This window comes from Micromonospora sp. NPDC005324 (assembly GCF_040607155.1).
GTDB lineage: Bacteria > Actinomycetota > Actinomycetes > Mycobacteriales > Micromonosporaceae > Micromonospora > Micromonospora trifolii.
The window spans coordinates 1-26,018 of record NZ_JBEXGE010000015.1 but is presented as its reverse complement, the minus strand read 5'-3'; the positions used below and the strand labels follow the sequence as shown (position 1 = coordinate 26,018).

Here is a 26,018-nt window from a genome sequence, read left to right as displayed (position 1 = left end):
GCCCCCAGGGCTGGTGGTGCCGAGGTTCAGCCCTTCGGCGTCGGGATCAGGTGCGCGGCGAAGCTGACCGCCGACGGACTCACCTTCGCTGCCGCCATCCCGCCGGGGGCGGCGAACCGCCGGTCCAGCGCGATGGTGGTGTTGTTCCGGTTGCGGTAAACCACCACGAAGCCGGTTCCGCCGGAGTTCTGGATCGGCGCGATGGTGGGATCGGTGGCGGCGGTGGCGGCGGTCGGGTCGCCCGGGTTCTCGTACAGGCGCAGCCACTCACCCCAGGTGCCCGAGCCCTGCTCGGTCTCGTACACCCGGTACATCTCGTTGTCGGGCCCGCGGGCGACGACAGCGATCCGGCCCAATGCCGGGTCGAGGATCGCGGCCGGGGACCCGGCCGCGGTGAACGTGCCCACCGTCTGCCAGGTGGTCGGCCAGGCCCCGCCCAGTTCCTGCTTCTTCATGACCAGCGAACCGTCGGCGGCACGGGCCACCACGCCGGTGCGGTAGCCCTGGTTGAGGAAGGCGGCCGGCACACCGGTCACGTTCCCGCCCAGGTCGACCCAAACGCTGAGGGTGCCGTCGGTGGAGTAGACCGCTGTCGTGATGGTGCCGGTCATGGTGGTGGCAACCAGCCGAACACCGGTGTCAACCTTCACCAGAGTGACGCCGCCGGAAAGGTCGACGTCACCGAGGCTCTTCCACGACGCACCCGTCCCGGTCTGGCGGTAGTGCCACAGGCGACCGTCGACGTCCACGGCGAAGATCACGCTGGTGCCGTCGGCGAGGGTGACAGTGGCGGGCCGGCCCACCATGGTGCCGCCCAGGTTCCCGGTCGTCGCCCAGGTCGCCGCGTTCGCCGCCGTCTGGGCACCCGTCCACACGGTGCCGGTGGTGTGCAGGGCGCTGATCTGCACCTGCTTGCTGCCGCTCTGCACGTTCAACGCGGGCTGCCCGGTGAACGCCTCCGCACCGAACTGGGGGATGTGCTGGACGCTGCTGAAATCGTCCGGGTTCTGCTGGTGGACGACCCGCACCTGACCGGTGTTGTCGGTGTGCGCGTAGACGATGACCCCGAGTGAGCTGCCGTCGCTCGGCTCTCCCTGCAACGCCGTCGAACGGGAGAAGGACTCGGTCGGCAGGAACGGAAGCGGGTCGGCGAACCAGCCCTGCAGGTCGACGACGATGTGCACCGTACCGCCGCTGCTGTTCTTGATCCGGACCTTGCCCTCGGTGCCCAGCTTGGTCACCACGAGGCTGGACCGGGCGATGTGCGGCGCCGGGAAGTTGGCCGTGGAGGCGGTGTTGGGGGTGCCGTCCAACGGCGTGACGGTGAGGAACCCGGCGACCGTCGGGCTGACCGCGTGGACGTTGAGGACGGCAGCGGCGATGCCGCGGGTCGGCAGGCCGCGGGTGCCGGCGACGGCGACGTCAACGCTGCCGTTGGCGGGCACCGGCTGGGCGCCGGTGGGGAAACGGCTGTCGTACAGGGTGGTCGCCGTCAGCGGCCGCAGGCCGGCGCCGGCGGTCGGGCTACCGGTCCAGTAACCCTGGACCGTGATGGCGACGTGCACGGCCGAGCCGCGGTTGTCCAACGTCACAGCGCCGCTGCCGTTGAGCTTGACGACCATGCCCATCGAGGTGCTGCCCTTGACGTAGTCGATGCCGGTCTCCGCGACCGCGCTCGACCCCACAGTCATCCAACCGTTGCCGGTGGACCCGGTCACCACGACGTCGAGCATGACTGCCGTCGCGGTGCTGGGCACCAGCCCGCCACCGGAGATGTTGGCGGTACGCATGCCACTGGTGGGCAGGGTGCCGGTGGCAATCCCCTGCCCCGCACGGCTGTCGACCACCCGGGTGTGGTTCACCGGCACGAAGCCGGATCCGACGGTGCCGGTGGCGGTGGTGAAGTAGCCCACCACATCCACTCTGATGTGGACGTTGCCACCCGCGTTGTGCACCGCCAGCTTGCCGTTCGTACCGGGCTTGACCATCGCCGAGTTGGTGATGACCTCACCGATCGAGGCGTTCATGGCCGAAGCGCCCCGGTCCGTCAGGTCCGGGTAGATCGACAAGAACGTGTTGGCGGTGGGGTAGATCGCCGTCACGTCGACCATCAACGCGCTGACCCCGCTGGCCGGGATACCGCCGACGCCGACGGCGTTGAACGTGGTGACGGACTTGCCGCCCCGAACGCCGGTAGTGCCGCCGGTCCCGTCACGGGTGTCCAGCAGGGCGATGCTGTCGATCGGTACGTAGTCACCACCCCTGCCGGCAGCGTCCGCACTGGCTGCTGTCGGCGCACCAGCGATCAGTCCGACAGACAGCACCGCAACGAGTAGCGCCGCGAGCGTCTTCTGAGGTAGCAACAACACTCGGATTCGTTGGATCAAAGCTTTCATCCTCATCTCGGATTGAATGAGACGACATCTTCGGCCACGCGGCCTTTACTGCGTAATTCGTCAGGCATAAAAAATCTGATCCGGAACCCCGGCATCCTCTCGCTCCTGCAGCAACGGTGAAGGTTCAGTCGGCGAGACATCAAACTCAGCCCAATAGACTCGGCCGGCCACGACGTAATCGGCGGTCCGTTCGCTAGAGAGCAAATACATTAACGCGCGTGGCCACCGTGTGCCTAGGCGCTCCTCTTCGGCCGCCTTCTGCTCAGGAGTTGCCAACCGCAGCTCGAATTGGCGATACAGGTCCGAAACGCAGATTCGCGAAACATCATGGAACACCACGTCTAGGACCTGAAGATTTTCGTCACCCTCGGGATCGCCTATGAGGCCTCGTAGGTGCAGCCGGCTGTGGCTGACCGCAATGGCCCACGGCTGCACTGTCCCCTCAATCCGTAAGGGCAGATCCCCTCGAACAATCCGCTGCCTAGCCAACTTTCCTCCAGTCATCAAATCGCCGGTTGAATCGGAAGAAGTCAACCTTGTCCATAATCCCCGCGGCGTCGACCTGAAGCAACTCCCACTGGGTGTGCAGTCGTTGCGATTCTGGAGTAGCCCGCGCCCTCGCTAGCACCTTGGCGGCGCCTCCGTTGGCTCCTGGCAGGCCGTCGAGCATAAAGGAGATTTGCCCCTCCCCGCGCGAGGTTCGACCAATCGCGCCAATCACTTCGTTGCGCCAGTTGGCATCTGTCGCACCCAACAGATTGCGCGCGCCTAGTTGATCGGTGAAGTCGCCAAGCCGGCCACGCATTCCGAGAGCCACATGGTCCAGAGGGCCGATAAAGTCATCGCAATTGTGAACGAGAAGATCGGCACCCTCGGCGTTCACATGATATGTGTGAATTTCGTCGATCGTCAGGTTGTGGACTACCTGGCGCTCAATCCACTTTCGGACGGCAACTACGGAGGCGGGACGATGGTCAGCGGTCTCAAATACGTAGCCGACCTTCAATTGGCCTGCCGTCACCCAGCGGCCCATCGACGCAACCCAGAACGGGTGACCCTCGGTGGCGGTAACCTTCCCGGTCGCGCCTTCCTGCGTCCCACCGGTTCCGACGGTGATCTCAACCAATTTTTTGTTGCCGGCACCCACGATCAGCGCCGTCACCGCTCGTTGCTCGGTACGCCCGGTCGTGGGGTCGGTCGCGAGCACCCTGTCCCCGACCCGCACTCGGTCGATGCGCTTGTGGCTACCGTCCGCCATCAGCACCCGGGTCTCGCCCGTGAAACTGTTGCCGGGGCATTTGCCGAGCAGGCCTCGACCAATGCTGCGGGCCTCGCCCATGCCCGCGTTGAGCGCCTTGCTGCCGGCCGACCGGAGCCCGCCACCCAGCCCACGAATGCCCGCACCCAATGCCTGGCCGCCCATGGAGCCGAGCGCACCTCCGCCGGCACCGAACAGGCCGCCCATGGCGGTGGCCCCGGCGAGGTCCCAGCCGCGCTTGCCGTCCATGTAGCCGGTTACCGCAGAGCCGACCGCCCCGGCTAGCGCCCCGCAGGCCACCGCGCCGACACCGGTCCAGCCGATGGCCACGCCGCAGCCCAGACCGACGACCGCACCCACGGCGAATCCGACGATCTCAGCGGAGTGTTCGTCAACGAACTGGGTCGTCTTGTCCCAGATCTTGTCGGCAGTCTCGACCAACGGTGCCAGCCGCTGCGTCGCCGCCAAGAGCAGGTTTTCTTGGAACTTCTTCGGGTCCTTGATGGCCGTGGTGACCAGCGCTACGACGCTTGCCGGCGCCTTGAACCCGGTCGACACCACCTCCTTCAGTTTCAGCAATGGCTTGGTGAGGGCCTGGACCACCGGCAGCTTGGTGAACTGGACGGCCTTCTTGATGGCGCTCTTCGCGGCGGCGGTCACCGCGACCTTGGCCTGATAGATCTGTTGGGCTACCACCCTCGCCTGTTGCTTCGCCCAGTCCTTGGCGCGGCCCATCTGATCACCGGCGGATTTCAGCGCGTTGCCGACGTAATTGATGGCGCCCTTCGCCTTGTTGATGACCAGGTTCGCGGCGCTGGAGAGGACATTCCCCACCACCCTGACGGCGGACTTGGCGAAGTTCCAGGTAGCGGCGGCCCAACTCTTGGTCGTGTTCCACGCCGCCACGCCCCAGCCGGAGACGGTGCTGACGGCACTGGAGGCGACATTCTTCACGAAGTTCCCAGCGCGCTTCATCCAGCGCGGCAGGTGCCCGTCCGGGTCGTCGAAGTCCAGCGGGGCGCCAGCACCGTAGGTGTAGCGGTTGGCCAGGATCGAGTCGCCGGTGGTGTAGTCGAGGCTGTCCCGCGAGGTGAACGTGCCCGTGCCGGGCTGGTACCAGCGAGCGCCCATGTCGACCTGCCCGGTGGCCGGGTCGGTCCAGTCCCCCTGGAAGCCCAGCCGGCCTGTGCTGCCGGTGCTGGTCACCTTCTTGCCGAACGGGTCGTACGCCGTGGAGTCGTTCAGGGTGGACAGTTGGGTGTCGGCCGGGTTGATGGCCGCCACCACGTCGCCGTGGGCGTCGGTCAGCGACAGCCGCTTGTCGGCGCCCTGGGCGGTGGCAAGTAACTCGTCGCTCGGGCCGCGGCCGTAGTACTCGAACCCGTCGTGCACCACCTCGTCGCCCAGACCGGCGTAGACGAACGAGTTCCCGGTGCGAGACGCCACCCGGTCCAGGCCGTCGTAGGTGTAGGTCTGGTCCTGCGCCCCGGTGAGCCGGTCGAAGGCGTCGAAGGAGAACTGTTCGGCCAGACCGGAGCTGGTGCGGGTCCGCAGGGTGCCGCGCGGGGTGTACGCGTAGGTGTAGTCGCCGTCGGCGAGCAGTCGGTTGCGTTCGTCGAAGGTCGCGGACTTGGACCCGGCCCGAACCCGGTTGCCGCTGGCGTCCCAGGCGTACGTGACGGTCCCGGCCGGGCTGGTCCAGGAGATCAGCCGGCCGGCCTTGTCGTAGCCGTAGGTGTTGTTGCCGGCCCCGGCGGTGCCGGTCGTGTTCTTGCTGGTGAGGTGGCCGTTGAGGTCGAAGCCGTAGGCGACCGAGGCCACCGACTGACCACCCGCGTTGCGCAGCACATCGCTGGCGATCCGCCCGTAGTCGTCGTACCCGAAGGTGCGGACACGGCCGGCGCCGTAGTCGACGGTCTTGACGTCACCGGCGGCGTTGTAGTCCAGCTTCTGCTGCTGGCCGGTGATGCCGTCGGTGAGCGTGTCGAGGCGACCCTTGAGGTAGCCGAAGGTGGCCGTGCCGGTCAGGTCGGTGCGGCTGGTCACCTGGCCGTCGTCGTTGTAGTCGAAGCTCGCCGTGCCGGACGGGCCGGCGGTGGACAGCAGCCCACCCCTGTCGTTCCAGCTGTACGTGTTACTGCCACCGGGGGCGTTGACGCTGGTCAACCGACCGCCCTGGTCGTAGTCCAGGGTCCGTGTCGCGGTCGCGGTGTCACCCCCGGAACCGGTCTCCACTGTCAGTCGGCCGGCCGCGTCGAACGTCCGCGTGCGGCTCACCCCACCCGGGGCGCTGAGTCGCACCGCGTTGCCGTCGGCGTCGTACGCGGCCGTCCAGGTGCGGTCCACGGCGGTCGGGTGGCTCGCCGTGGACGGCTCGATCGCCGACTCCGGCAGGCCCAACGTGTTGTAGGTGTAGATGGTGGAGTTGTCACGGCCGTCGGTGTAGCGGGTCCGGTTACCGGCCGCGTCGTACCCGAAGGTGGTGGTGATCGGGTCGGCGTCGGTCGGCTCGACCTGCTTGACGAGCTGGTCCGCCGCGTCGTACTCGTAGGTGGTGATGGTGTTGTAGGGGTCCTTCGACGAGATCATGTTGCCGGCCACGTCGTAGCCGTAACTCTGGGTGCGCAGGACCGTGCCGTCGGCCTTGAGGTTCAGGGTGTTGACCCGGTTGCCGAACTGGTCGTACCCGACCCGGGTGGTGCGGCCGAGTCCGTCGGAGACCCGGACCTGGCGGCCGGCGAAGTCGTACCCGAAGATCGTGGCCTCGCCGGTCGGCGCGGTGCTGCGGGTGAGGTCGCCGGCCCCGTTGAAGGTGTTGACAGTGGTCGCCCCGGTCGGGGAGGACGACGAGGTCAGGTTGCCCGCGTCGTCGTAGGCGAGCTTGCTGACCAGGTTGCGGGTGGTCGGGCGGCGTTCGACGACGGTCTGGGTGACCTGCCGGTCGAGGTCGTCGTAGGTCGACTCGACCCGGGCGCCGGTCGGGCCGGTGACCGAGAGGACCTCACCGGTGCGGGTGTAGGTGTAGCGGGTGAGCGCCCGGTCGGCATTGGTCTTCGACGGTTCGTCCCGGACGGTCAGCCGGTTGAGCTGGTCGTACGTGTAGTTGGTGGTGCCGGCCGGGTCGGTCTCCTCCAGCACGTTGCCCAGGGCGTCGTAGCGGAGCTTGTGCTCCGGGGTGACCGTCTGGGACACCCCGGGAGCCTGGTACGTCGGCGCGAGGCTGCGCACCGCCCGACCGAGCTTGTCGTACTCGGAGGTGGAGACCCGCCCGAGTGGGTCCTTGACCGCGACCTGCTCGCCGAAGGTGTTGTAGCCGACCGAACTGGTCGGGTTGGTAGTGACGGCCGCGTTGCCGTTGCTCTCGGCCAGGACGGTCGGGCCGCTCTGCCCGATCTGGCGGCCGAGTTCGTCGTAGCGGATCGTGCTGGTGTACTTCGCCTTGTCGGCGCCGGAGACGTTGCCGCGCGGGTCGGTGACCGAGGTGCGCAGGCCGCGCTGGTCGTACGTGTAGCTGGTCACCCTGGTCTCGCTGCCGGCGGTGACCTTCTCGGTCGTCACGTTGCCGGCGTCGTCGTAGGCGTAGTCGACGACCTCGGAGGTGGCCAGCACCTCCCAGGTCAGGTTCGACGCGTTACCGGTGCGGACGACCTGCTTGACGTTGCCGTTGAAGTCGTAGGTGAAGGTGTTGGTGCGCCGCACCCCGCTGGGGTCGAGCACGGTGCTCTTCACCTTGCCGGTCCTGTCCGGCGTGTGGTCGGTGATCTGGGTGCCGTTGGCGCCGACCTTGCGGGTCACGTTGCCGGCCCCGTCGTAGGTGTTCAATTCCACGACGTAGTCCCGCTTGGAGCCGTCGGGGTTACGGAAGTCCTTGAGGGTGATTTTCTCCAGCAGGTCGTCGCGGTAGTACCTGTACTCCAGTCGCCGGCCCATGGCGTCGGTGTCGCTGGCCAGCCGCCCGGCGAAGTCGTACGAGTAGGAGTGCAGGACCAGGTAGTCGCCGGTGCCCGTGCCGGGGGTGCCGGCCGGGTCGCTGCGCCAGTCCCGCAGCCGCACCTCGGCCACCTTGTTCTGCGCGGTGTACGCCCAGTCGTAGCGGTTGCCGTTGGCGTCGGTCATGGTCGTCTTGTTGCCGAACCGGTCGTAGCCGTAGCTGGTCTCGTTGCCCTCGGGGTCGACGACCCGGACCGGCCGGCCCTCGTCGTCGTACTCGGTGCTGGTGACCCGCTCGGGGTCACCACCGAGCAGGTCGGAGACGGTGACCTTGGTGGGGCTGCCGTCGGCGTCGTACTCGTTGACGGTCCGACTCTGGTGCTGCTTGCCGGTGACGGCGTCGGTGGTGACCGGACCGGTGACGGTGGCGACCCGGGAGTGCCCGTCGTAGGTGATCGTGGTGGTGACACCCGCGGGATAGGTGTCGGACGTGACCTTCTCGGTGATCCGCCGGCCGAGCGCGTCGTAGGTGTACTCGGTCACCAGCCCGGACGGCTCGGTCACCTTGTGCAGGTCACCGTTGGCGTAGTACGCGTAGGCGGTGGGCTTGGTCTGCGCGTTGGTGATGCTCCTGGCCAGCATCCCGGGCGGGATGATGCCGTTGATGCCGACTTCGCCGCCGCTGGTGTAGGCGTGGGTGACGAGGCTGCCGTCCGGGTTGGTCTGGGTGAGGAGCTGACCGCTGGGGTGATACGCGAAGGCGGTCAGGAAGTTGTTGTCGGTCGGGCCGGTGGATCGGCCGTCGCGCTGCGCCACGGCGAGGTCGATGCGCGGGTCGAGCGGGTTCGTGATGTCGGTCGAGTAGGTGTAGTAGTTCGTGAAGCACTGGGTGGGCGTACGGCAGCTCTTGCGGGTGGCGAGACGCCCCCGGCTGTCGTAGGTCATCTCGACCGTGTCGCCGTTCTCGTTGGTGACCTTGCTCTGCTGGCCGTCCTCGTTGTAGGAGAACGAGCGGATGGCCATGCCGTCCAACGGGTGGCGCACGAAGATCGGCCCACCGGCGTCGCCGGGAATCACGGTGCAGAAGGCGGGATCGTTCGGGTCGGGCTGGGTGCAGACCTCGGTCGGTGGTGGGCTCGGCGGCGGGCTGGTCTGCCCGGGCCGGTCCTCCTCCCGGGTCTCCAGTCCGAGCGGGGTGCCGGAGCGCAGCAGACGACCGGCGAGTGCGTCGTACTCGTACAGGTAGGGGCGGTTGGCCGGGTCGAGGACCTGGACGCTGCGCCGCAGATCCGTGTCGCCGCCGTAGACGGTGGGCTGGCCCACCTTCCAGGTGCCGCCGTTGTCGTCGGTGTACTCCTTGACCCGGTCGGTGGCAGTGTCGTACTCGACCTCGGTGGCGACCCGGCCGCTGGGCAGGGTGACCCGGGTCAGCTGTTGGGCAGCCGGCTTGGCATACCGGAAGTGCGCCCTGGCCGTGTCCGGGCCGATCGGGTGGGAGTAGACGGCGACCTCGTCGATGGTGCCGGCGAAGTAACGCTGTGCGGTGCTGCCCCAGCCCGGCCACGACGTGGGTGAGGTCGCAGAGGCGAGGCCGACCTGGTTGAAGGTCAGCAGCGAGTGCTCGATCGGCTGCCCGGTCTGCCCGGCCGGCGGGATCACCTTCTCACCGTCGAGGTACATGGTCTGGGTGTTGGCCATCGCGGACAGCACCACGTGGTGCCACTTGTTGTCGTTGACGGTGCTGGCCGAGGTGATCGGTGCGATCGTGCCGTTGGCGAACTGGCCGCGCAGCTTGCCGTCGGTGCCGGTGTAGAGCAGGGGCGCGCCGCTGGTCGCGGCGGTGCCGACGGCCCTGTCCTGGTAGCCGATGAGCGGGCCACCGGTCTGGGTCAGGCCGATCTTGAACCACAGCTCGACGGAGACGTCGCGGCTCTTTTTCACCAGCCCCTTGGGCAGTTCCAGGTAGGCCGAGGTGCCGTTGAAGGCAGCGGCGGTGCCGGTGGTGCCTTCAACAACACCGGGCTGCCCCAGGGTGACGTTGTTGCGGTACGTGCCGGCGTCCTTGCCCAGGTTGATCGCCACGTCGCTGGCCGCGCCGGTGCCCTCGGCCTCGCCGAGGTGGTAGTACGAGTCGGGCTTGGCGTCGAGTACTGCGGTGCGGTAGTGCGATCCGGCCGCGTAGGCGTAGTTGGTGCAGGCGGACTCCGGCCCGCAGACAGTGGTCAGCAGGTCACCGTTGTAGGTGTACCTCCAGGTCAGTGTCGCGCCGTTGACCTTGTCGGTGCTGACCGTCTCGATGTGGTTGCCGTTCCACGTGAAGGTCAGCGACCGTCCGGCGGTGTTGCTCTGGCTGTTGGAGACCTGGGCCCGAGCTAGTTTGCCGGTCATCGGGTCGAGGACCAGATTCACCGCGCGGCCGGAAATGTCAGTGATCTTCTGGAGCTTGTAGAGCAGCGAGAACTGGTAGGTGCTGCCGGATCGGTCGACCAGCTTCCAGTTGCTGCTGTCGACACTGAGCTTCGCGACCCGGCCCGGCGGCGCGGCGTACGTGCCGTCGGGGTTCTTGCCGAACCGCACCTCCTGGCCGTCCGGGTAGCGGACCACCACGTTGCCGGTGCCGTCGTTGTCGGGGACCAGCGTCATGTCGTACCGGCTCGACCAGCCGGCGCCGAAGACACCGGACGTGCGGGGGTCGAGGCTGTTGTAGGTGCGGACCAGGTTCAGCTCCGGCCCGACGGTCACCACAGTGGCGTCCACCGCGGAGGTGGCGAAGTTGCCGGTCTGCGCGTCGAACTCGCGGCCCTGCTCGGCGTTGGGCGAGGTGGCGATCCGGGACAGCAGGTCGGGTTGCGGCACCGAGCTGATCATCGTGGAGTACGGCGAGATGACCTCGTTGGCGCTGTCCTTGACGAAGGACCGCCACAGGTAGCTCTTGCCCCAGACCATTCGGCCTGCGGGCACCACCCAGGACTGCTTGGCCTGGTAGCCGGAGTTGGTGCAGTTGGTCGCCGCGCCGGCGTCGGTGCGGTCGCAGATCTCGAACTTGAACGACAGGGTGGCGCCGGGTGCGGCGTCGGTGTCCACCGCCCGGGCCCAGAGCAACGGGGTGAGCGTGGGTGCCTGGTAGCCGTTTTCCGGGTAGAGCTCCTGCACCACCGGGGGCACGTCGAACACCTGGAGCACGATCCGACCGGGTGGCACCTGGTGGTCGGTGAAGACCGCTCCACCGGTACGCACCATGGTGAAGTCGAGGAAGTAGGAGCCGGGCTCCAACCGCTTGACTGTCGCGTCGAGGGTGACCTTCGCGCCACGGGCCAACGTGGTGGGCAGGTTCGCCGCCCGCTGCTGGGTCACCGCGGTGCCGGTCTGCGCGTTGTAGACCCGGTAGGCGAGGTAGTAGTTGGCCGGCGTCCAGGCCTCGGCGCCGAGGTTGGTGACGGTCACCTTCACCTTGCCGTCCTGGTTACGCAGGACGGCCGGCTCCGGGGTGGGCTTCGGGATCGCGTACCCGGCGTTGTACGGGCTGTGCGTGACGTAGAGCGCCGGGGGGTTGGCCGTGCCGGTACCGGCAAACTTCTTCCATGCCGAGGTGTCGGTGGTGGACGCCCGCAGCGAGAGACCATTGTTGGCCTGCTGGCCGTTGACCCAGCGTTGCACCAGGTTACGGCCGCCGGCGCCGAGGTCGAACATCTCCCCGGCCGCCGGGCAGGCGGACTGCGACTGGCCGAGAGCGACGTACCCGTGGGCGAACGAGCGGCTGACCAGCGCGCCACCCACCGACGGGCCCGGGTACGAGTAGCCGGTGCCGGCCGACCACGACCCGGTGACCGGGTGGACGGTGACTGCCCGCGCCTTGCAGGAGCCCGCGTCGAAGTTGACAGCGGAGAGCGCCGCACCGTGGATGGTGTGGTTCTGGAGTCGGCTCACAAGGTTGCCGAACTTGAGGTAGGCCGCGGCGTTGTCATTAGCGGAGCGACCGACGAGCAACTCGTCCTTACCCTCGATGGAGCGGTCGCCGTGCACGTACATGCTGCTGTCGGCGTTGACCGCGTCGACCGGGGGGCCGACGGTCGGGTCGACCTCGACCGGGTACCGCCGGGCCGGGTCGGTCAGCCAGGCCCGGTCGGGGGTCACCTTCAGCGCGGTCTGCCCACCCGTGGTGACCAGCTCGTACGCGACCTTGGTGGAGGTGGCGGGACCGGCCGTGCTGGAGCCTGCGTCCACCATGTAACCCGCCGGGATGACCCCGCGCTGGCGCCCGTCCCGGTCACTGAGGACGACCTGACCGTCGACCAGCTTCGCGGTGAGGTTGCGCAGATTCAACGGGAACACGTACGACGCAGGCGCCTTGGCCGAGTGCAGGACCAGGGTTTCCTTCACGCCACCGGCCCGGGGCTCCAGACGCAGGTCGACGTCGGGGCGTACGCCGGGGTAGGTGACGGCGTTGCCGTCCACCCGGCCTGGCGCGTTGGTCGCCTCGGCCAGACCGAAGCCGAACTCGGTGTCACCGTCGAAGCTCACCCGGGCCACCTGGCTCGCGGCGCCGTTCCCGGCGAGGTGCAGCCCGACCGAGTCCGCGGTGGTCCCCCACCCGTGGGCGGCGGGCACCAGGGTGTGGTCGATGGGCGCCCAGGTGCCGTCCGCCTTGCGGTAGTTGATGGGTGCGGAGGAAAATTCGGTGGTCTGGGTGCCGTCGGCGTTGTCGAAGACCCGCTGGTCGACACCGCGCTCGGCCGGTCGTTCCCGGCTGGTGCGCTTGTCGAAGCCTCGGGTGTCGTCGACGGGTGCGGTGGCCACCGACGCCTTGTTGCGTCCGGGGGCGGGCTTGTCGGCGAGCTTGTGCGGTGGGTACTGCCCGCGCAGCGACGTCGGGAGGTCACGGTTGGGCCGTCCGGACGTCACGTGCGCCTTGCCCGCCGACGAGCCCCATGCCTGCGTCGGCTTCGCGCCGCCACCCCGACCGGTGGAGGCGACACCGTCCCGGTCCCGGGTGCCGCCCGCCGGCAGCGCGGTCACCCCGCTGCCACCCAGGTTGAGCATCAGCACACCGGCCAGGGCGGCCGCCAGGACGGACCGGTTGGTGCCGGAGCCGAACACCGAGCGTTGCCGGAGTGGCCGACCACGCAGATCGTTCAGCCGACCGCGCGGGTCGGGCAGACGCCGAATGCTGAAGGACATGGATGGTCACCCCTGGATCGAGGACGGGCTGAGAGGCGGAGACAGGCATGCGTGGGCCGCGAGACCTGCGAGGGCCCCACGAAGCCGGGTGTGCGATCGCCGTTACCCCCTTTACGGGCACGGCGGTACGGCGTCGACTCATCCGTCGACGAAAATCTCAGGAGATACGAAGAGGCAGATCGGGTGGACGGATTTCACGCCGGAGCGGGTCGCCCAACAACACAAATATCGCCTCGGCACGGCAGAATGCCGCAAGGTCAGCGGTCACAGCTTCACACCCCCGTGTGCTGCTACTCATCGATATGCCGCTGTAGGTTGCAGCACGGTCAATCGGCTGTCAAGCCACGGCGGCGAAGCGCGCGCCGATCAGCGCTGCGACCTGGGACGATTACTTTCCGTCAAGGCGCAGGGTCTTTGATCGCTTAGGTCCGTTCACTGCTCGCTCCGATCCGCCCCGGCCGTCCATCGTGGACGCCGTCGGGCTTCACCAGCCGGACCGAACCTCCGTCCGTCGACCCGCCCTCGGCAGGCGATCCACGGCCGTGCATGACGGCCCCGTCCACGGCGGGTGAATGCACGCGCCGAACAGGGTGCGCAGTTTGCGGACCAGCCGGGAATCGCTATTGAAAAAACTATCGCGGTCAATTTGTGTGTTACCGATGGCGGTTACGCGAACGGGACGAGCCGCATCGGCCCGCCTACTGCTCTTTGGGGGGCGGCAACTGAGGCCCGGTCAAGGGCGTGCCGAGCCCGGTACTCGGCCGGCATCGACACCTTCCGGTCCTCTGACGCGACTCGCTCGACCCAGCCGCCCCCGAGCACGTGCGGCGTGAGCACCTGATCCGCGCTGTCCACGTCCTCAAGGAGCTTCGGCAGGTCGATCCGGTCCTGTTGACCGCGGCGCTGACCCTAGCGGAGCCGGGTCAGCGCGGTCACCGACCGGTCCGTGCCGTCGTAGCTGCGCGCGGCGTCGAAGTCACCCGTCGGGCGCTGCCCACCGGCGACGGCACGAGCCAACCGCAGGTCCGCGTTGCGGAACCGCAGGGCCAGGCTCAGGTGCGGGACCCATACGTCGGGGGCATGCCACGGGCGGTGTCCGTCGGCCTCGGCGAGAACGTCCCAGACGGCGGCGTGCAACGCGGTCAGCGCCGAAGAGGGCCGGACCAGCCAGACCAGTGGGGCGCTGCCGTCGAGGACGACGACCCGGTCGAGCGTCACCGGCACCGGCAGCGCGGCGTCGAACAGCTCGGCCAGGCGGTGCTGGACGACCGGCGGGATCTCGTCGACGGCGGCGAGGGTGAGGTGCGGCCGGTTGGTCGAGTGGATGTTGCGGGCCAGGCTGGGCAACCCGGCGGCGGCCAGACGACCCCAGACCGCCCGGACCGCGACCTCCAGGCCGGGCGAGCAGACCAGTTCCACAGTACGCACGCGCCCACGCTAGCCGACGGACGCGCTGGTGAAGGTGGTCAGAGCCAGCCGTTGTCCCGGGCGGTGCGCACCGCCTCGGCCCGGTCGGCCGCGCCGAGCTTCTGCACGGCGGCGGAGAGGTGGTTGCGCACGGTTCCGGTGGACAGGTGCACCCGACGGGCGATCACCGCGACCGGGGCACCGACCTCCACCAGCCGTAGCGTCTCCAGTTCCCGAGAGGTCAGCGGGCACGGGGGCAGGGTCAACGCGTCGGCGGCCAGCGAAGGGTCGACGTAACGACCTCCGGCGTGCACCCGGCGGATCACGTCGGCGAGCGCCCCACCCGGCGATCCCTTGGGCAGGAACCCCCGGGCGCCGGCGGTCAACGCCTGGCGCAGGTGCCCGGGACGACCGTGCCCGGTCAGCACGACCACCGCGCAGTCGGGTCGAACCCGGGTCAGCTCGGCGGCTACCGCGATGCCGTCCAGGCCGGGCATCTCCAGGTCCACCACTGCCACGTCCGGGCGGTGCGCCAACGCCGCGGTGACGGCTGACTTTCCATCGGCGGCGTGAGCCACCACCTCGATGTCCGGTTCCAGGCCGAGCAGCGCGGCGACGGCGACCCGGATCAGGTCCTCGTCGTCGGCGAGCAGGACGCGGATCACGACGGCGCCGGCACTGTGGCTTCGAGGGTGAAGATCGCGTCCTCCCGGCGTACCCGCAACTCGCCCCCGGCGGCGGCGAGCCGGTCGGCCAGCCCGCGCAGGCCGTGGCTGTGCGCGTCCGGGCCACTGTCGTCGGCGCCGTCGTTGGCCACCGTCATCCTGGCCACGTCATCCTCCCGATCGATGTGGATCCGGCACCAGTCGGCCCGGCTGTGCCGCAGGACGTTGGTGCTCGCCTCGCGCAGCACCGCCGCCAGCTCGATGGCGGCGCGCTGCGGCAGGTCCGCCGGCAGTGGCAGGACCGTGCACCGCACCCCGCAGGAGCGCAGCACCCCCACCACAGCGGCGAGCTGTTCGTCGAGGTCGACGGCCCGATAGCCGTGCACGGTCTCCCGTACCTCGCTCAGCGCGGAGGCGGCCAACCGTTGCACCTCGGCGGCTTCGCGCCCGGCCCGTTCCGGGTCGACCGGGGCGAGTCGGGCGGCGAGTTCGGCCTTCAACGCGATCACCGTGAGGCGGTGCCCCAGCACGTCGTGCACGTCGCGGGCGAAGCGCAACCGCTCCTCGGCGGCGGCCAGCCGCGCCTGGGCGGCCTGGCCCTGCCGCGCCTCCACGAGCAGGTCCCAGAACCAGACCTGGAACCCGTTGACGGCGGCCACGGCCACGCCGATCCCACCGGTCACGGCGAGGTGGCGCGGGACGGAACCGCCGGTCCACCAGGCCACCCCGACCGCCACCGCCAGGACGCCGACCGCGACCGCCAGCGCGGCTCGCCAGCGCACCAGCAGCGGCGTCATGCCGATCAACGCCGCACCGAGCCAGGCCCAGGTCGGCCACCTGCCGGCCGCCACCGGGCCCACCAGCGGAACGGTCAGCACCGCCACCCCGCCCAGGCTCAGCTCGGCCCGACGCCGCCAGCGAGGGTCGAGCCACGGCGTCACGGCCGCGTACAGGACGACGGTCTGGGCGATCACGAAGGCGAGGATGCCGACCGCGCCGAGCGTCACCCGGCCCTCGTCGGGCTCGCGGGTCAGGCCGACCGCCGGTAGCAGGACGCTCGCCCACACGCCGGTGGCCAGCGACACCAGCGTCGCCCGCCGGGCGCGCCGCAGCCGACGGTCCGCCCGGGGAGTCACCGCCTCGCTCGCCACGCCCCGATCCTAGGGCCGGCCGGCGCACGGTCCACCCATGCGAAGTGTCACGGTCGGGCCGTGCGGTCCGCACGATTTTCCCGTGACGAACGGGTCTGCCGGCCACGCCGGGGACACCGGCAGGGTCGAGGCATGGAGAACAACCAGATGTACGCGGACAGCCTCACCGCCGTACCGTCGCCCGCGCCCCTGCCCACCGACGAGCCGGCACCCTCGGCCCCGACACCGGCCGCTGCGGCACCGGCCAGCAGCAGACGGCGGCTGCTGTGGCATCTGGGCGAGATGGCCCTGGCGATGGTCGCCGGGATGCTGCTGCTCGGGCCGTTGTGGGAGCTGGCCGGCGCCGCGCTGGGCGTCGGCGACGCGCTGGCCCGGCCGGAGATCGCCGCACTGGTGATGGCCACGAACATGACCGTCGGGATGACTGTGGGGATGCGCTACCGGGCGCACCGCTGGCACGCGGTCGGTGAGATGGCCGCCGCGATGTACGCCCCGTTCCTGCTGCTGTTAGTGCCGTTTCGGGCCGGCCTGATCGACGCCGACGCGCTGCTGCTCGGCGGTCACCTGCTGATGATTCCCGCGATGGTGCTGGTGGCGGTCCGACACCGACACGAGGCGTCCGCGCCGGTACGTCGACACCGGGTGGTGGTGGCGCTCGCCCACCGCTGGCCGACCGGACTGGCGCTGTTGATGACCGTGGACATGTGGGTCGACCCGAGTGTGCTCAGCCCGTGGACGATGCTGGTGCTGCCCGGCGGCTACCTGGTGATCGGCGCGGCCCGCCGCACGCTGGGCGGGCGGGGCGTGCTCGCCATTCAGCTCGCCGGTCTGGCTGTCTGGGTCGCCCTGACGCTGGTGGCGGTCGGGGCCGGCGGGCGGACCGCCGACTGGCTGGTGGCGTTCGGGTGGTTGGCACACGCCGGCTGGGACCTGGCGCACCACCGCAACCGCCGGGTGGTGCCACGCGGCTACGCCGAGTTCTGCGCGGTGCTCGACGTGGCGCTCGCCGCGGTGATGGTGCTGGCCATCCTGACCACCGACGCCTGACCGAGGCCGCCGCCGGGGTCATGGAACAGCCGCAGCACGAGCCCGGAGACAGCTCTTGTGGCGGTCGCCGCAACGGCCCGGACGGCGTGATGAAAGGCTTGGCGCATGAGTTCCGCACCTGCACAGCACGACGCACCGACTGACGCCACCCCCGACGGCACCGACGAGGTGAGCGCCTTCACCGAGCTCGGGCTCCGCGCCGAGCTGCTGCGCGCGCTCGCCGCCCTCGGGTACGAGGAGCCGACGCCCATCCAGCGGGAGGCTATCCCACCGCTGCTGGAGGGTCGCGACCTGCTGGGTCAGGCGGCCACCGGCACCGGCAAGACGGCTGCGTTCGCGCTGCCACTGCTGAACCTCATGACGGCACACCGCCAGGGCGGCGACCCGGTGGCGCTGGTGCTGGTGCCGACCCGGGAGCTGGCGGTGCAGGTCTCCGAGGCGTTCCACCGCTACGGCAAGGACCTGGGTGCGCGGGTGCTGCCGATCTACGGCGGGCAGCCGATCGGGCGGCAGCTGCGGGCACTCGACAGCGGTGTCGATGTGGTGGTGGCCACCCCGGGGCGGGCCCTCGATCACATCGCCCGGGGCACCCTGCGCCTCGGTGGGCTGACCACGGTGGTGCTCGACGAGGCCGACGAGATGCTCGACATGGGCTTCGCCGAGGATATCGAGGCGATCCTGGAGCACGCTCCGGCGCAGCGTCAGACTGTGCTCTTCTCGGCCACCATGCCGTCGCGCATCGACGGGATGGCCCGCCAGCACCTGCGGGAACCGGTGCGGATCGAGATCGGCCGCGAGCAGACGGTCGCGGGTGAGGCGCCCCGGGTGCGGCAGAGCGCGTACATCGTGACCCGGGCGCACAAGCCGGCCGCGCTGGGTCGGGTGTTGGACGTGGAGTCCCCGACCGCGGCGATCGTCTTCTGCCGCAGCCGGGAAGAGGTCGACCGGTTGACCGAGACGATGAACGGTCGGGGCTACCGCTCCGAGGCACTGCACGGCGGCATGAGCCAGGAGCAGCGCGACCGGGTCATGGGCCGGCTGCGGGCGGGCACCGCCGACCTGCTGGTCGCCACCGACGTGGCGGCCCGTGGGCTGGACATCGAGCAGCTGAGCCACGTGGTCAACTACGACGTGCCGTCCGCCCCCGAGTCGTACGTGCACCGGATCGGTCGGGTGGGCCGGGCCGGCCGCGAGGGCGTGGCGATCACCCTCGCCGAGCCGCGTGAGCACCGGATGCTCAAGACCATCGAGCGGGTGACCGGCCAGCGGATCACCATCGACAAGATCCCCACCGTGGCCGACATGCGTACCCGGCGGCTGGAGCTGACCCAGGCGGCCCTGCGGGAGAGCCTGCTGGAGGACGACCTGGACCCGTTCCGGGTGATCGTGGAGACCCTGACCGACGAGTTCGACCTGATGGAGGTCGCCCTCGCCGCCGTGAAGCTGGCTCACGAGGTGACGTCGCCGGGCTCCGACGACGAGGAGGAGATCCCGCAGGTTCCGGTCCGTGGGCCGCGCGAGGGTCGGCCGGAGACCGGCGGCCGTGGCGGCGACCGCCGGGGCGGGGGCCGGCCGCGCTCCGCCGGCGGCAACACCGTCCAGGTCTTCGTCGGCCTGGGTCGACGCGCCGGGGTACGCCCGCAGGATCTGGTCGGCGCGATCACCGGGGAGACCGGCATCCGCGGCCGGGACATCGGCACGATCGAGATCGCCGACCGGTTCTCCCTGGTCGAGGTGCCGCAGGGGGTCGCCGACGAGGTGATCTCCGGGCTGCGGCAGAGCACCATCAAGGGCCGCAAGGCCACGGTGCGCCGCGACCGCGGCGGCGACGAGCGCTGAGCACGCCGTCGGCGACCGCCGGAGTACGACGGTCGCCGACGGCGCGGGACAGGAGTGCGAACGGTGGGGCGGTGACCGCACCGCCCCAACGGTTCTACTCGATGTTGCCGGTGACCACGTTCTTGCCGCCCCCCAGCGACGCGCCGCCGGACGCGTGGTCGAAGGCGCGCATCACGTTGTTGCTGATGATCCAGTTGTCGCTCGTACCGACAGTGACGATCGGCCGGTCCTGCCGGCGGGTGGTCGTCGAATCGGAGTAGATCTGGTTGCCGATCACCTGGCACAGGCCGGAGTCGCCGCCACGGATCCCACTCTCACCGTTCTCGTGGATCTCCAGACCCATGATTCGGGTACGCCCGGACGAGAAGACGCCGATGCCGTTCGAGGCGTTAGGCCACAGGCGGCCACCGATGAACTGGTTGCCCCAGACCTCCCAGAGGTCGACTCCGTTCCCGGTGCCGCCGGTGCCGTTCGACTCGAGGTAGACGTTCTGGAACGTGTTCCGATGGCCGCTGTTGCGCAGTTCGACGCCGTTGCCGACGCATCCCCAGACGTGCAGGTTGTCGAAGAAACAGGCACCGTCGTGCAGTCGTAGGCCGGTCTTGCACTCACCGATCCAGACATTGAGGAACTCGTTGTCGTAGGCCCAGGCGTTTACGAAGATGCCGATGCCGACGCAGTCCTCGACGTTGATGTCGGTGATCTTGTTCGCGTGGGCGCTCGACCGGTGTAACCCGGAGCCGGCTGGATGATCGCCGCGCCGATGTTCTCCCCGGTCCAGGTCAGGCTGGTCGGGAAGGTGACCTCCGATCAGAGGCCGAGTCGGCCCACCGGCTGGAAGATCTCCCCACCCTCCGGCGGCAGCAGACTCAACGCGACCGCGACCTTCGCCCCCTCGTCACTGCCGTCGAGCAGGCAGCCGACCCGGGGGTCACGCAGACTGAGAGCGCCCTCCCGTACCGTCGTCGGCTCGGCTCTGGCCGGGGCGGCCAGAGCGGCCGCGGCCGCAGCCCCGGCTCCGCCGGCGAACAGAGCCCGCCGTCCCAGCCCTCGGCCGGCTGGTCCCGGCCGATGCGGCACCGTCGGCGGCAGGACACCGGGCGTGTTGTCGTTCGCTTCCATGCGTCTCCCCCGTGATCAACACTGTGCGGAAGCCGACCCTATTACCGATCAGCGGCCCGCAGGGGGCACGGGTGCGGCCGCCGACGAGCGCGGAAAACGCCGCCGGCGACCGTCCGGGGAGGACGGTCGCCGGCGCTGCGGGTCAGAGGGAGTACGGCCCGAAGCGGCCCCAGGCCACCAGTGCGGCGAGGGCGAGCAGCACCACGCACGTCACGATCCCCTGGATCTCCACCGTTCGTCGCTCGGGCGCGGTGGCCCTCCGCGCGCCGTTCAGGTGCACCACGATGCCGCCGATCATGATGATGACGAGCCCGAGCGCGGCGAGCGGGGTGAGCACGGTGGCGATGCCGGTGAGGGCGGGCAGCAACAGCCCGATGCCGGCGAGCAGTTCCAGGGCGCCGATGGCCTTGACCTGGATCGGCGTGGCGGCCTTCGTCCAACCCATCGTCTCGTGCAGCTTCTCCTTGGGTTGGGTCAGCTTGACCACGCCGATGCCGCCGAAGATGGCGGCGAGCAGGATCTGAACGATCCACAGCACCATGTTCACAGGGGTTTTCTCCGGGGGTACCGCCGCACGGCGGGAGAGGTAGTTGAGTTTTCAAGCAGGACAGTACGGTCCGGCGGAACAGGGGCACAGCGGCAGGCCCCCGCCGTCTCGTGGACGGCGGGGGCCCGCCAGGTCGTCCGTCAGACTGCGAAGAGCGCCGGACCGTCCAGCGTCTTCACGTCGGCCGGGCGCAGCGCCAGGGCGAGCACGTCGGCCACGTCGGCCAGTGTGTGCACTGTCAACGCCTCGCGCACCTCGGTCGGCAGGTCGTCCAGGTCGGGCTCGTTGCGCGCCGGGATGATGACCTCGGTGAGGCCGGCCCGGTGCGCGGCGAGCAGCTTCTGCTTCACCCCACCGATCGGCAGCACCCGACCGGAGAGCGTCACCTCACCGGTCATCCCGAACTCGGGGCGGACCGGGCGACCCGTGACCAGCGATGCCAGGGCCGTGACCATGGTGATGCCGGCGCTCGGACCGTCCTTGGGCACCGCGCCCGCCGGGAAGTGGACGTGGATCCGGCGTCCCGCGAGGACGTTCGGGTCGATGCCGAACCGCCGCCCGTTGGAGCGCAGGTAGGAGAGCGCGATCTGCGCCGACTCCTTCATCACGTCACCGAGCTGACCGGTCAGGGTCAGCCCCGGCTCGCCCTCCATGCTGGTCGCCTCGATGAAGAGCACGTCCCCACCGGCGCCCGTGACGGCCAGGCCGGTGGCCACGCCGGGCACCGCGGTGCGCTCGGCCGATTCCGGGGTGAACTTCGGCCGGCCCAGGTAGCCGGTGAGGTTGTCGGTGCCCACGCGTGCCGGCGTCGGGTCCGTCGCCAACGTCACCGCCACCTTGCGCAGGATCTTGGCCAGGGCCCGCTCGAGCTGCCGGACGCCGGCCTCCCGGGTGTACTCCCCCGCGATCAGCGCGAGAGCCTCGTCGGCGACGCTGACCTCGTCGACGGTCAGCCCGGCCCGCTCCCGCTGCCGGGGCAGCAGGTGGTCGCGGGCGATGGCGACCTTCTCGTCCTCGGTGTACCCGTCCAGGGTGACCAGCTCCATCCGGTCCAGCAGGGGGCCGGGGATGGACTCCACCACGTTGGCGGTGGCCAGGAAGAGCACGTCGGACAGGTCGAGGTCGACCTCCAGGTAGTGGTCCCGGAAGGTGTGGTTCTGAGCCGGGTCGAGCACCTCCAGCAGGGCGGCTGCCGGGTCACCGGCGTAGCCGGCGGCCAGCTTGTCCACCTCGTCGAGGAGTACGACCGGGTTCATCGAACCGGCCTCCCGCAACGCGCGGACGATCCGACCGGGCAGCGCCCCCACGTAGGTGCGCCGGTGCCCGCGGATCTCCGCCTCGTCGCGGACGCCGCCGAGCGAGACCCGGACGAAGTTACGCCCGAGCGCCCGCGCCACGGACTCGCCGAGGCTGGTCTTACCCACCCCGGGAGGACCGGCGAGGGCGAGCACCGCGCCGGAGCCGCGACCGCCGACCAGACCAAGGTTGCGCTCGGCACGCCGGTTGCGCACCGCCAGGTACTCCAGGATGCGGTCCTTCACGTCGGCCAGGCCGGCGTGGTCGGCGTCGAGCACCGCCCGGGCCGCGGCCAGGTCCGTGTTGTCCTCGGTACGCGTGCCCCACGGCATCTCGAGCACGGTGTCCAGCCAGGTACGGATCCAGCCAGCCTCCGGGGAGGCGTCGCTGGCCCGCTCCAGCTTGCCGACCTCGCGCATGGCCGCCTCGCGAACCTTGTCCGGCAACTCGGCGGACTCGACGCGGGACCGGTAGTCGGCGGAGCCGTCCGGCTCGTCCTCGCCCAGTTCCTTGCGGATCGCGGCCAACTGCTGGCGCAGCAGGAACTCGCGCTGGGACTTCTCCAGCCCCTCGCGGACGTCACTGTTGATCTGCTCGGTGACCTCCTGCTCGGCCAGGTAGTCCTTCACCCAACCGACCAGCAGCTCCAGCCGGGCGGTGACGTCCGGCGCGGCGAGCAGCTCGTTCTTCTGCTCCAGCGTCAGCCAGGGCGCGTAACCGGCCGAGTCGGCCAGCTCGGAGAGGTCGGTCATCCGCTCCACAGCGTCGATGACCTGCCAGGCGCCCCGCTGCTGGAGCACGGAGGTCACCAGGGCGCGGTACTCGCGGGCGAGTTCCCGGGCCCGACCGGCGTAGGCGGGTTCGTCGAGTTCGGTCGCCTCGACCCAGAGGGCGGCGCCGGGGCCGGGCACGCCGGAGCCGATCCGGGCCCGGGACAGTCCACGGATGACGGCGGCGGGCTCACCCTCGGGCAGCCGGCCGACCTTCTCGATGGTGGCGACCACGCCCACCGGGCCGTACTCGCCGTCGATGCGCGGCACGGCCAGCAGCTTGCGGTCGCCGGTCGCCCGCGCCGCGTCGATCGCGGCCTGGGTGGTGGGGTCGAGGGTCACCGGGATGACCATGCCGGGCAGCAGCACGGCGTCGGTCAGGGGAAGTACCGGAAGAGTTGCCATCGAACACCTGCTATCGCGTTGAGTTGAGCGTGTCTCACTCAAGTAACAAAGCGTTCCCCTTGTTCCGGCCTGTGACCCAGACCACTCTTGCGCCCGGTCCGTCGGGTCGCCCGGGACCGGCGGGCGACCCGACGAGGCACATCAGGTGAGCTTGCTCTTCACCGTGTTCACCACCGAGCCGGCCACCCCCGGGTTGGTGCCGTACAACCGAGGGTCACCCGGAGGCAGCACCGGTTCCGGCGCGTTCGCCCGCGGGTTGTCGTCGTACCGGAACTCGCCCTTGCCGTCCGGCGAGGGCCCGGACGCCCAGCGACCCTGGGCGGCGTCGGTGCCCGAGGAGAAACCCAGGTAGGTGTAGCCGTACTCCTCAGTGAACTCACCCGAGTCCGGGAACGCCTCCGGCACCGGCATCTCCTCCAGCCCGTCCTCCTTGAGCTGCTCGATCGCCGCCAGCCACATGTTCTGGTGCATCGTGTCGCGGGCCAGCAGGAAGCGCAGCATCTGCTTGACGCCCGGGTCGTCGGTCATGTGGAACAACCGGGCGACCTGGAGCCGACCCTGCGCCTCGGCGGTGACGTTGAGCTGGAAATCGGCCAACAGATTCCCGCTGGCGGTGATGAACGCGCCGTTCCACGGCACCCCGTTGGAGTCGGTGGGCAGGGCCCCACCTCCGCCGTGGATGAAGTGCGCCGGGTTCTCACCGGCGTAGGTCGCGGCACCTCCGGGGTCCTCCGCGATCCCCTCGGTCAGCGACAGCGGCGCGTTGTCCAACAGCCGGGTGATCATCGTGACGATCATCTCGACGTGGCCCATCTCCTCCGTGCCGACGTCGAGCAGCAGGTCCTTGTACTTGCCGGGCAGTCGGCAGTTCCACCCCTGGAAGAGATACTGGTTGGCAACCGTCATCTCGCCCCACTTGCCGCCCAACACCTCCTGCAAACGGCGGGCGAACGCCGCGTCCGGGCCGTCCGGCTTGGCTTCGAACTGCAGATCCTTGACGTGGCTGAACATCCAACCTCCTCGGTACCGGAAACAGGTAGCGAGGCCGTTCCCGCCCCGATGACCCGGGCGGGCCAACCGGTGTCCCGCCCGGGTCAGCGCACCGGGCGAGCCATCGGCAGCAGCACCTCCAGCGCCACTCCCCGGGGCCGTAGCCGGTGCGCCCGCACCGCTCCCCCGTCCGTCGCGACGAGCTGTCGCGCGATCCACAGGCCCAGACCGGACATCCCGACGGCCGGTGCCGGACGCCGCAGCGCGACCAGCAGCGCATCGTCGACCCGACCCTCGTCGGTGACCAGGATGCTCAGGCTGGGGCCGCGCACTGTGGCATAGAGCCCGACCTGCCCGTCCGGCGGCCCGTGCCGCAACGCGTTCTGCACCAGGTTGACCAGTACCTGTCGGGTTCGTCCGGCCGGCACCGGGCAGCAGGCCGCCCGCCGGGTGGCCCGCGCCCGCCTACGGCCGACCGGCACCAACGCGGCGGCCTCCCGCAGGATGCCCGCGAGCGCGACGGCCGGCTCCGGCTGCGGAGTCGGCGTCAGCACGCCGGTGCCGGCGGTCGCGTCACGCAGCAGGCTCTGGAGGTGGGCGGCCTGGTCGCGGGCCAGCTCACTGAGCGCCCGCCGGTCGTCCCCGGTCAGCTCGCGACGCTCGTCGGCCAGCGCGCGGGTCAGCGAGGTCAGGGTGCTGATCGGCGTCCGGAACTCGTGGCACAACACCCGCAGCAGCAACTCCGAATCGGCCGCCGGCGGTCGCGTCTCGCCCGGTGTCGGCTCAATGGGGCGCAACCCTCGCAGCAGGTCCCGCAAACCGTGCCGTACGCGCATGCACCCGACTCCTCTCGTTCGGTGCGAACCCGCATGATCGGTACCCGCTGGGGAACGGCGCAGACATGCCGGGAGCCTCCACCTTGCGACTCGTCGTCGTGGACGATCACCCCCTCTTCGTCCGCGGCCTCGAGTTGCTGCTCCCGATCACCACCGACGGTCGCGCCGAGGTGGTCGCCTCGACCGGCGACGCCGCCGCGGCGGCGGCCCTGGTCAGCAACTGCCGCCCCGACCTGGCCCTGGTCGACCTGCACATGCCGCCGCCCGGCGGCATCCGGGCGGTCGCCGCGATCCGGCGGACCACCCCGCGGGTACGGGTGGTCGCGATGTTCGGTTCCGCCGACCCCGGGCCAGCGGTGGAGGCGCTGCGGGCCGGCGCCGAGGGATTCCTGCCCAAGACCAGCGAACCGGAGGAACTGCTGCCCCCGCTGCTGGCCATCCTCGACGGCTGGGCGGTGCTGCCGGCCGAACTGCTGCGCGCCATGCTGCGGCCCACGCGCCCCGCGCCCGTGGACCTGGACGGCGAGGAACGGCGGCTGCTGCGGGCGATCGCCGCCGGCCGCAGCACCGTCGACGTCGCCGAAGAACTGCACGTCTCCGAACGGACTGTGAAACGGATGACCGCCGCGTTGCTGCGCAAGTTGCGGGTCTCGAACCGGGCCGAGGCGGCTGCCATCGCCGGTCACAGCGGCATCCTCGGGGAATGAGGCCTCGCCATCGGAGCCGATTCACGGTTTTGCTCGGTAACGGAATCGCGACGCGCCGAATGAATGGAAGGCATATTGTTGCGGATTACCGGGGTGATAGGTCAGACTTTGGACACATCCCGCCGCACACAGGGAGTAATCGGCAATGGCGAGAAAAGTAATCACGGTCCTGACCGACGACCTCGACGGTGGGAAGGCCGACCGGACGGTTGAGTTCAGTCTCGACGGCGTGGCCTACACGATCGATGTCTCCGACGAGAATGCCGGCGTCCTGCGCAAGACGCTCGATCCGTACATCAATGCGGGTCGGCGGATCGGGCGCGGCCCGGTGGAGAGCGCCCGTTCAGTCCGGCGGCCGGGGCGACCCGCCGGCGCGGGACGTCGCTGCTGGCCGAAGCCTCGGCATCAGTGGCCGAGCGTGCTCCGCCGTCCGCGGTCGCCGCCCTGGCCCATTTCCGATGCCGATCGCTCCGA

The 26,018-nt window shown here is 69.9% G+C and carries 16 protein-coding genes; 4 read left to right on the top strand and 12 right to left on the bottom strand.

Going from position 1 to position 26,018, the window contains the following annotated elements:
• Window positions 1-26: 26 nt before the first annotated feature.
• The 6 genes from ABZS40_RS17295 to ABZS40_RS17270 all read right to left on the bottom strand — a co-directional run bounded on the left by ABZS40_RS17295 (window position 27) and on the right by ABZS40_RS17270 (window position 15,985).
• The gene (locus ABZS40_RS17295; RefSeq protein ID WP_354944244.1) at window positions 27-2,369 is read right to left on the bottom strand and encodes a hypothetical protein; all 2,343 of its coding nucleotides are present in this window, start codon (window positions 2,367-2,369) and stop codon (window positions 27-29) included.
• An 87-nt stretch (window positions 2,370-2,456) separates the two neighbouring features.
• On the bottom strand, window positions 2,457-2,831 hold the full coding sequence (locus ABZS40_RS17290) for a hypothetical protein (RefSeq protein ID WP_354944243.1): 375 nt from the start codon (window positions 2,829-2,831) through the stop codon (window positions 2,457-2,459).
• A 46-nt stretch (window positions 2,832-2,877) separates the two neighbouring features.
• Complete coding sequence (locus ABZS40_RS17285; protein ID WP_354944242.1) at window positions 2,878-12,762, bottom strand: LamG-like jellyroll fold domain-containing protein; 9,885 nt, start codon at window positions 12,760-12,762, stop codon at window positions 2,878-2,880.
• A gap of 909 nt (window positions 12,763-13,671) precedes the next feature.
• Window positions 13,672-14,190, bottom strand: a complete 519-nt coding sequence (locus ABZS40_RS17280; RefSeq protein ID WP_354944241.1) for a 2'-5' RNA ligase family protein — start codon at window positions 14,188-14,190, stop codon at window positions 13,672-13,674.
• 38 nt (window positions 14,191-14,228) lie between these two features.
• Window positions 14,229-14,834, bottom strand: coding sequence for a response regulator transcription factor (locus ABZS40_RS17275; protein ID WP_354944240.1), 606 nt, complete (start codon window positions 14,832-14,834; stop codon window positions 14,229-14,231).
• A complete protein-coding gene (locus ABZS40_RS17270) occupies window positions 14,831-15,985 on the bottom strand; it encodes a histidine kinase (RefSeq protein ID WP_354944239.1) in 1,155 nt (384 codons plus the stop codon). Before ABZS40_RS17270 ends, ABZS40_RS17275 begins: the two co-directional genes overlap by 4 nt.
• 132 nt (window positions 15,986-16,117) lie before the next feature.
• Between ABZS40_RS17270 and ABZS40_RS17265 the strand changes: the two genes are divergently transcribed.
• The gene (locus tag ABZS40_RS17265; protein WP_354944238.1) at window positions 16,118-17,032 is read left to right on the top strand and encodes a hypothetical protein; all 915 of its coding nucleotides are present in this window, start codon (window positions 16,118-16,120) and stop codon (window positions 17,030-17,032) included.
• A gap of 105 nt (window positions 17,033-17,137) precedes the next feature.
• Window positions 17,138-18,871: a DEAD/DEAH box helicase gene (locus tag ABZS40_RS17260; protein ID WP_354944237.1), complete on the top strand. Its 1,734-nt coding sequence runs from the start codon at window positions 17,138-17,140 to the stop codon at window positions 18,869-18,871.
• A gap of 94 nt (window positions 18,872-18,965) precedes the next feature.
• Here the strand turns inward: ABZS40_RS17260 and ABZS40_RS17255 are convergent, their stop codons facing one another.
• The 6 genes from ABZS40_RS17255 to ABZS40_RS17230 all read right to left on the bottom strand — a co-directional run bounded on the left by ABZS40_RS17255 (window position 18,966) and on the right by ABZS40_RS17230 (window position 24,837).
• Window positions 18,966-19,460, bottom strand: coding sequence for a right-handed parallel beta-helix repeat-containing protein (locus ABZS40_RS17255; protein ID WP_354944340.1), 495 nt, complete (start codon window positions 19,458-19,460; stop codon window positions 18,966-18,968).
• A gap of 221 nt (window positions 19,461-19,681) precedes the next feature.
• Window positions 19,682-19,993, bottom strand: coding sequence for a hypothetical protein (locus ABZS40_RS17250; RefSeq protein WP_354944236.1), 312 nt, complete (start codon window positions 19,991-19,993; stop codon window positions 19,682-19,684).
• A gap of 142 nt (window positions 19,994-20,135) precedes the next feature.
• Window positions 20,136-20,534: a DoxX family protein gene (locus tag ABZS40_RS17245; RefSeq protein WP_354944339.1), complete on the bottom strand. Its 399-nt coding sequence runs from the start codon at window positions 20,532-20,534 to the stop codon at window positions 20,136-20,138.
• 146 nt (window positions 20,535-20,680) lie between these two features.
• Window positions 20,681-23,011, bottom strand: coding sequence for an endopeptidase La (gene lon / locus ABZS40_RS17240; RefSeq protein ID WP_354944235.1), 2,331 nt, complete (start codon window positions 23,009-23,011; stop codon window positions 20,681-20,683).
• Window positions 23,012-23,152: 141 nt separating this feature from the next.
• Window positions 23,153-24,022 (bottom strand): manganese catalase family protein, encoded by an 870-nt coding sequence (locus tag ABZS40_RS17235; protein WP_210784870.1) that lies wholly within the window; start codon window positions 24,020-24,022, stop codon window positions 23,153-23,155.
• Window positions 24,023-24,105: 83 nt separating this feature from the next.
• Window positions 24,106-24,837 (bottom strand): HAMP domain-containing sensor histidine kinase, encoded by a 732-nt coding sequence (locus ABZS40_RS17230; RefSeq protein WP_354944234.1) that lies wholly within the window; start codon window positions 24,835-24,837, stop codon window positions 24,106-24,108.
• A gap of 98 nt (window positions 24,838-24,935) precedes the next feature.
• Here ABZS40_RS17230 and ABZS40_RS17225 point away from each other — a divergent pair, with 98 nt between their 5' ends.
• Together ABZS40_RS17225 and ABZS40_RS17220 are read left to right on the top strand one after the other, a co-directional pair.
• A complete protein-coding gene (locus ABZS40_RS17225) occupies window positions 24,936-25,544 on the top strand; it encodes a response regulator transcription factor (protein WP_354944233.1) in 609 nt (202 codons plus the stop codon).
• A 145-nt stretch (window positions 25,545-25,689) separates the two neighbouring features.
• On the top strand, window positions 25,690-26,018 hold a 329-nt coding region (locus ABZS40_RS17220; RefSeq protein ID WP_354944232.1), incomplete at its 3' end, for an Lsr2 family protein.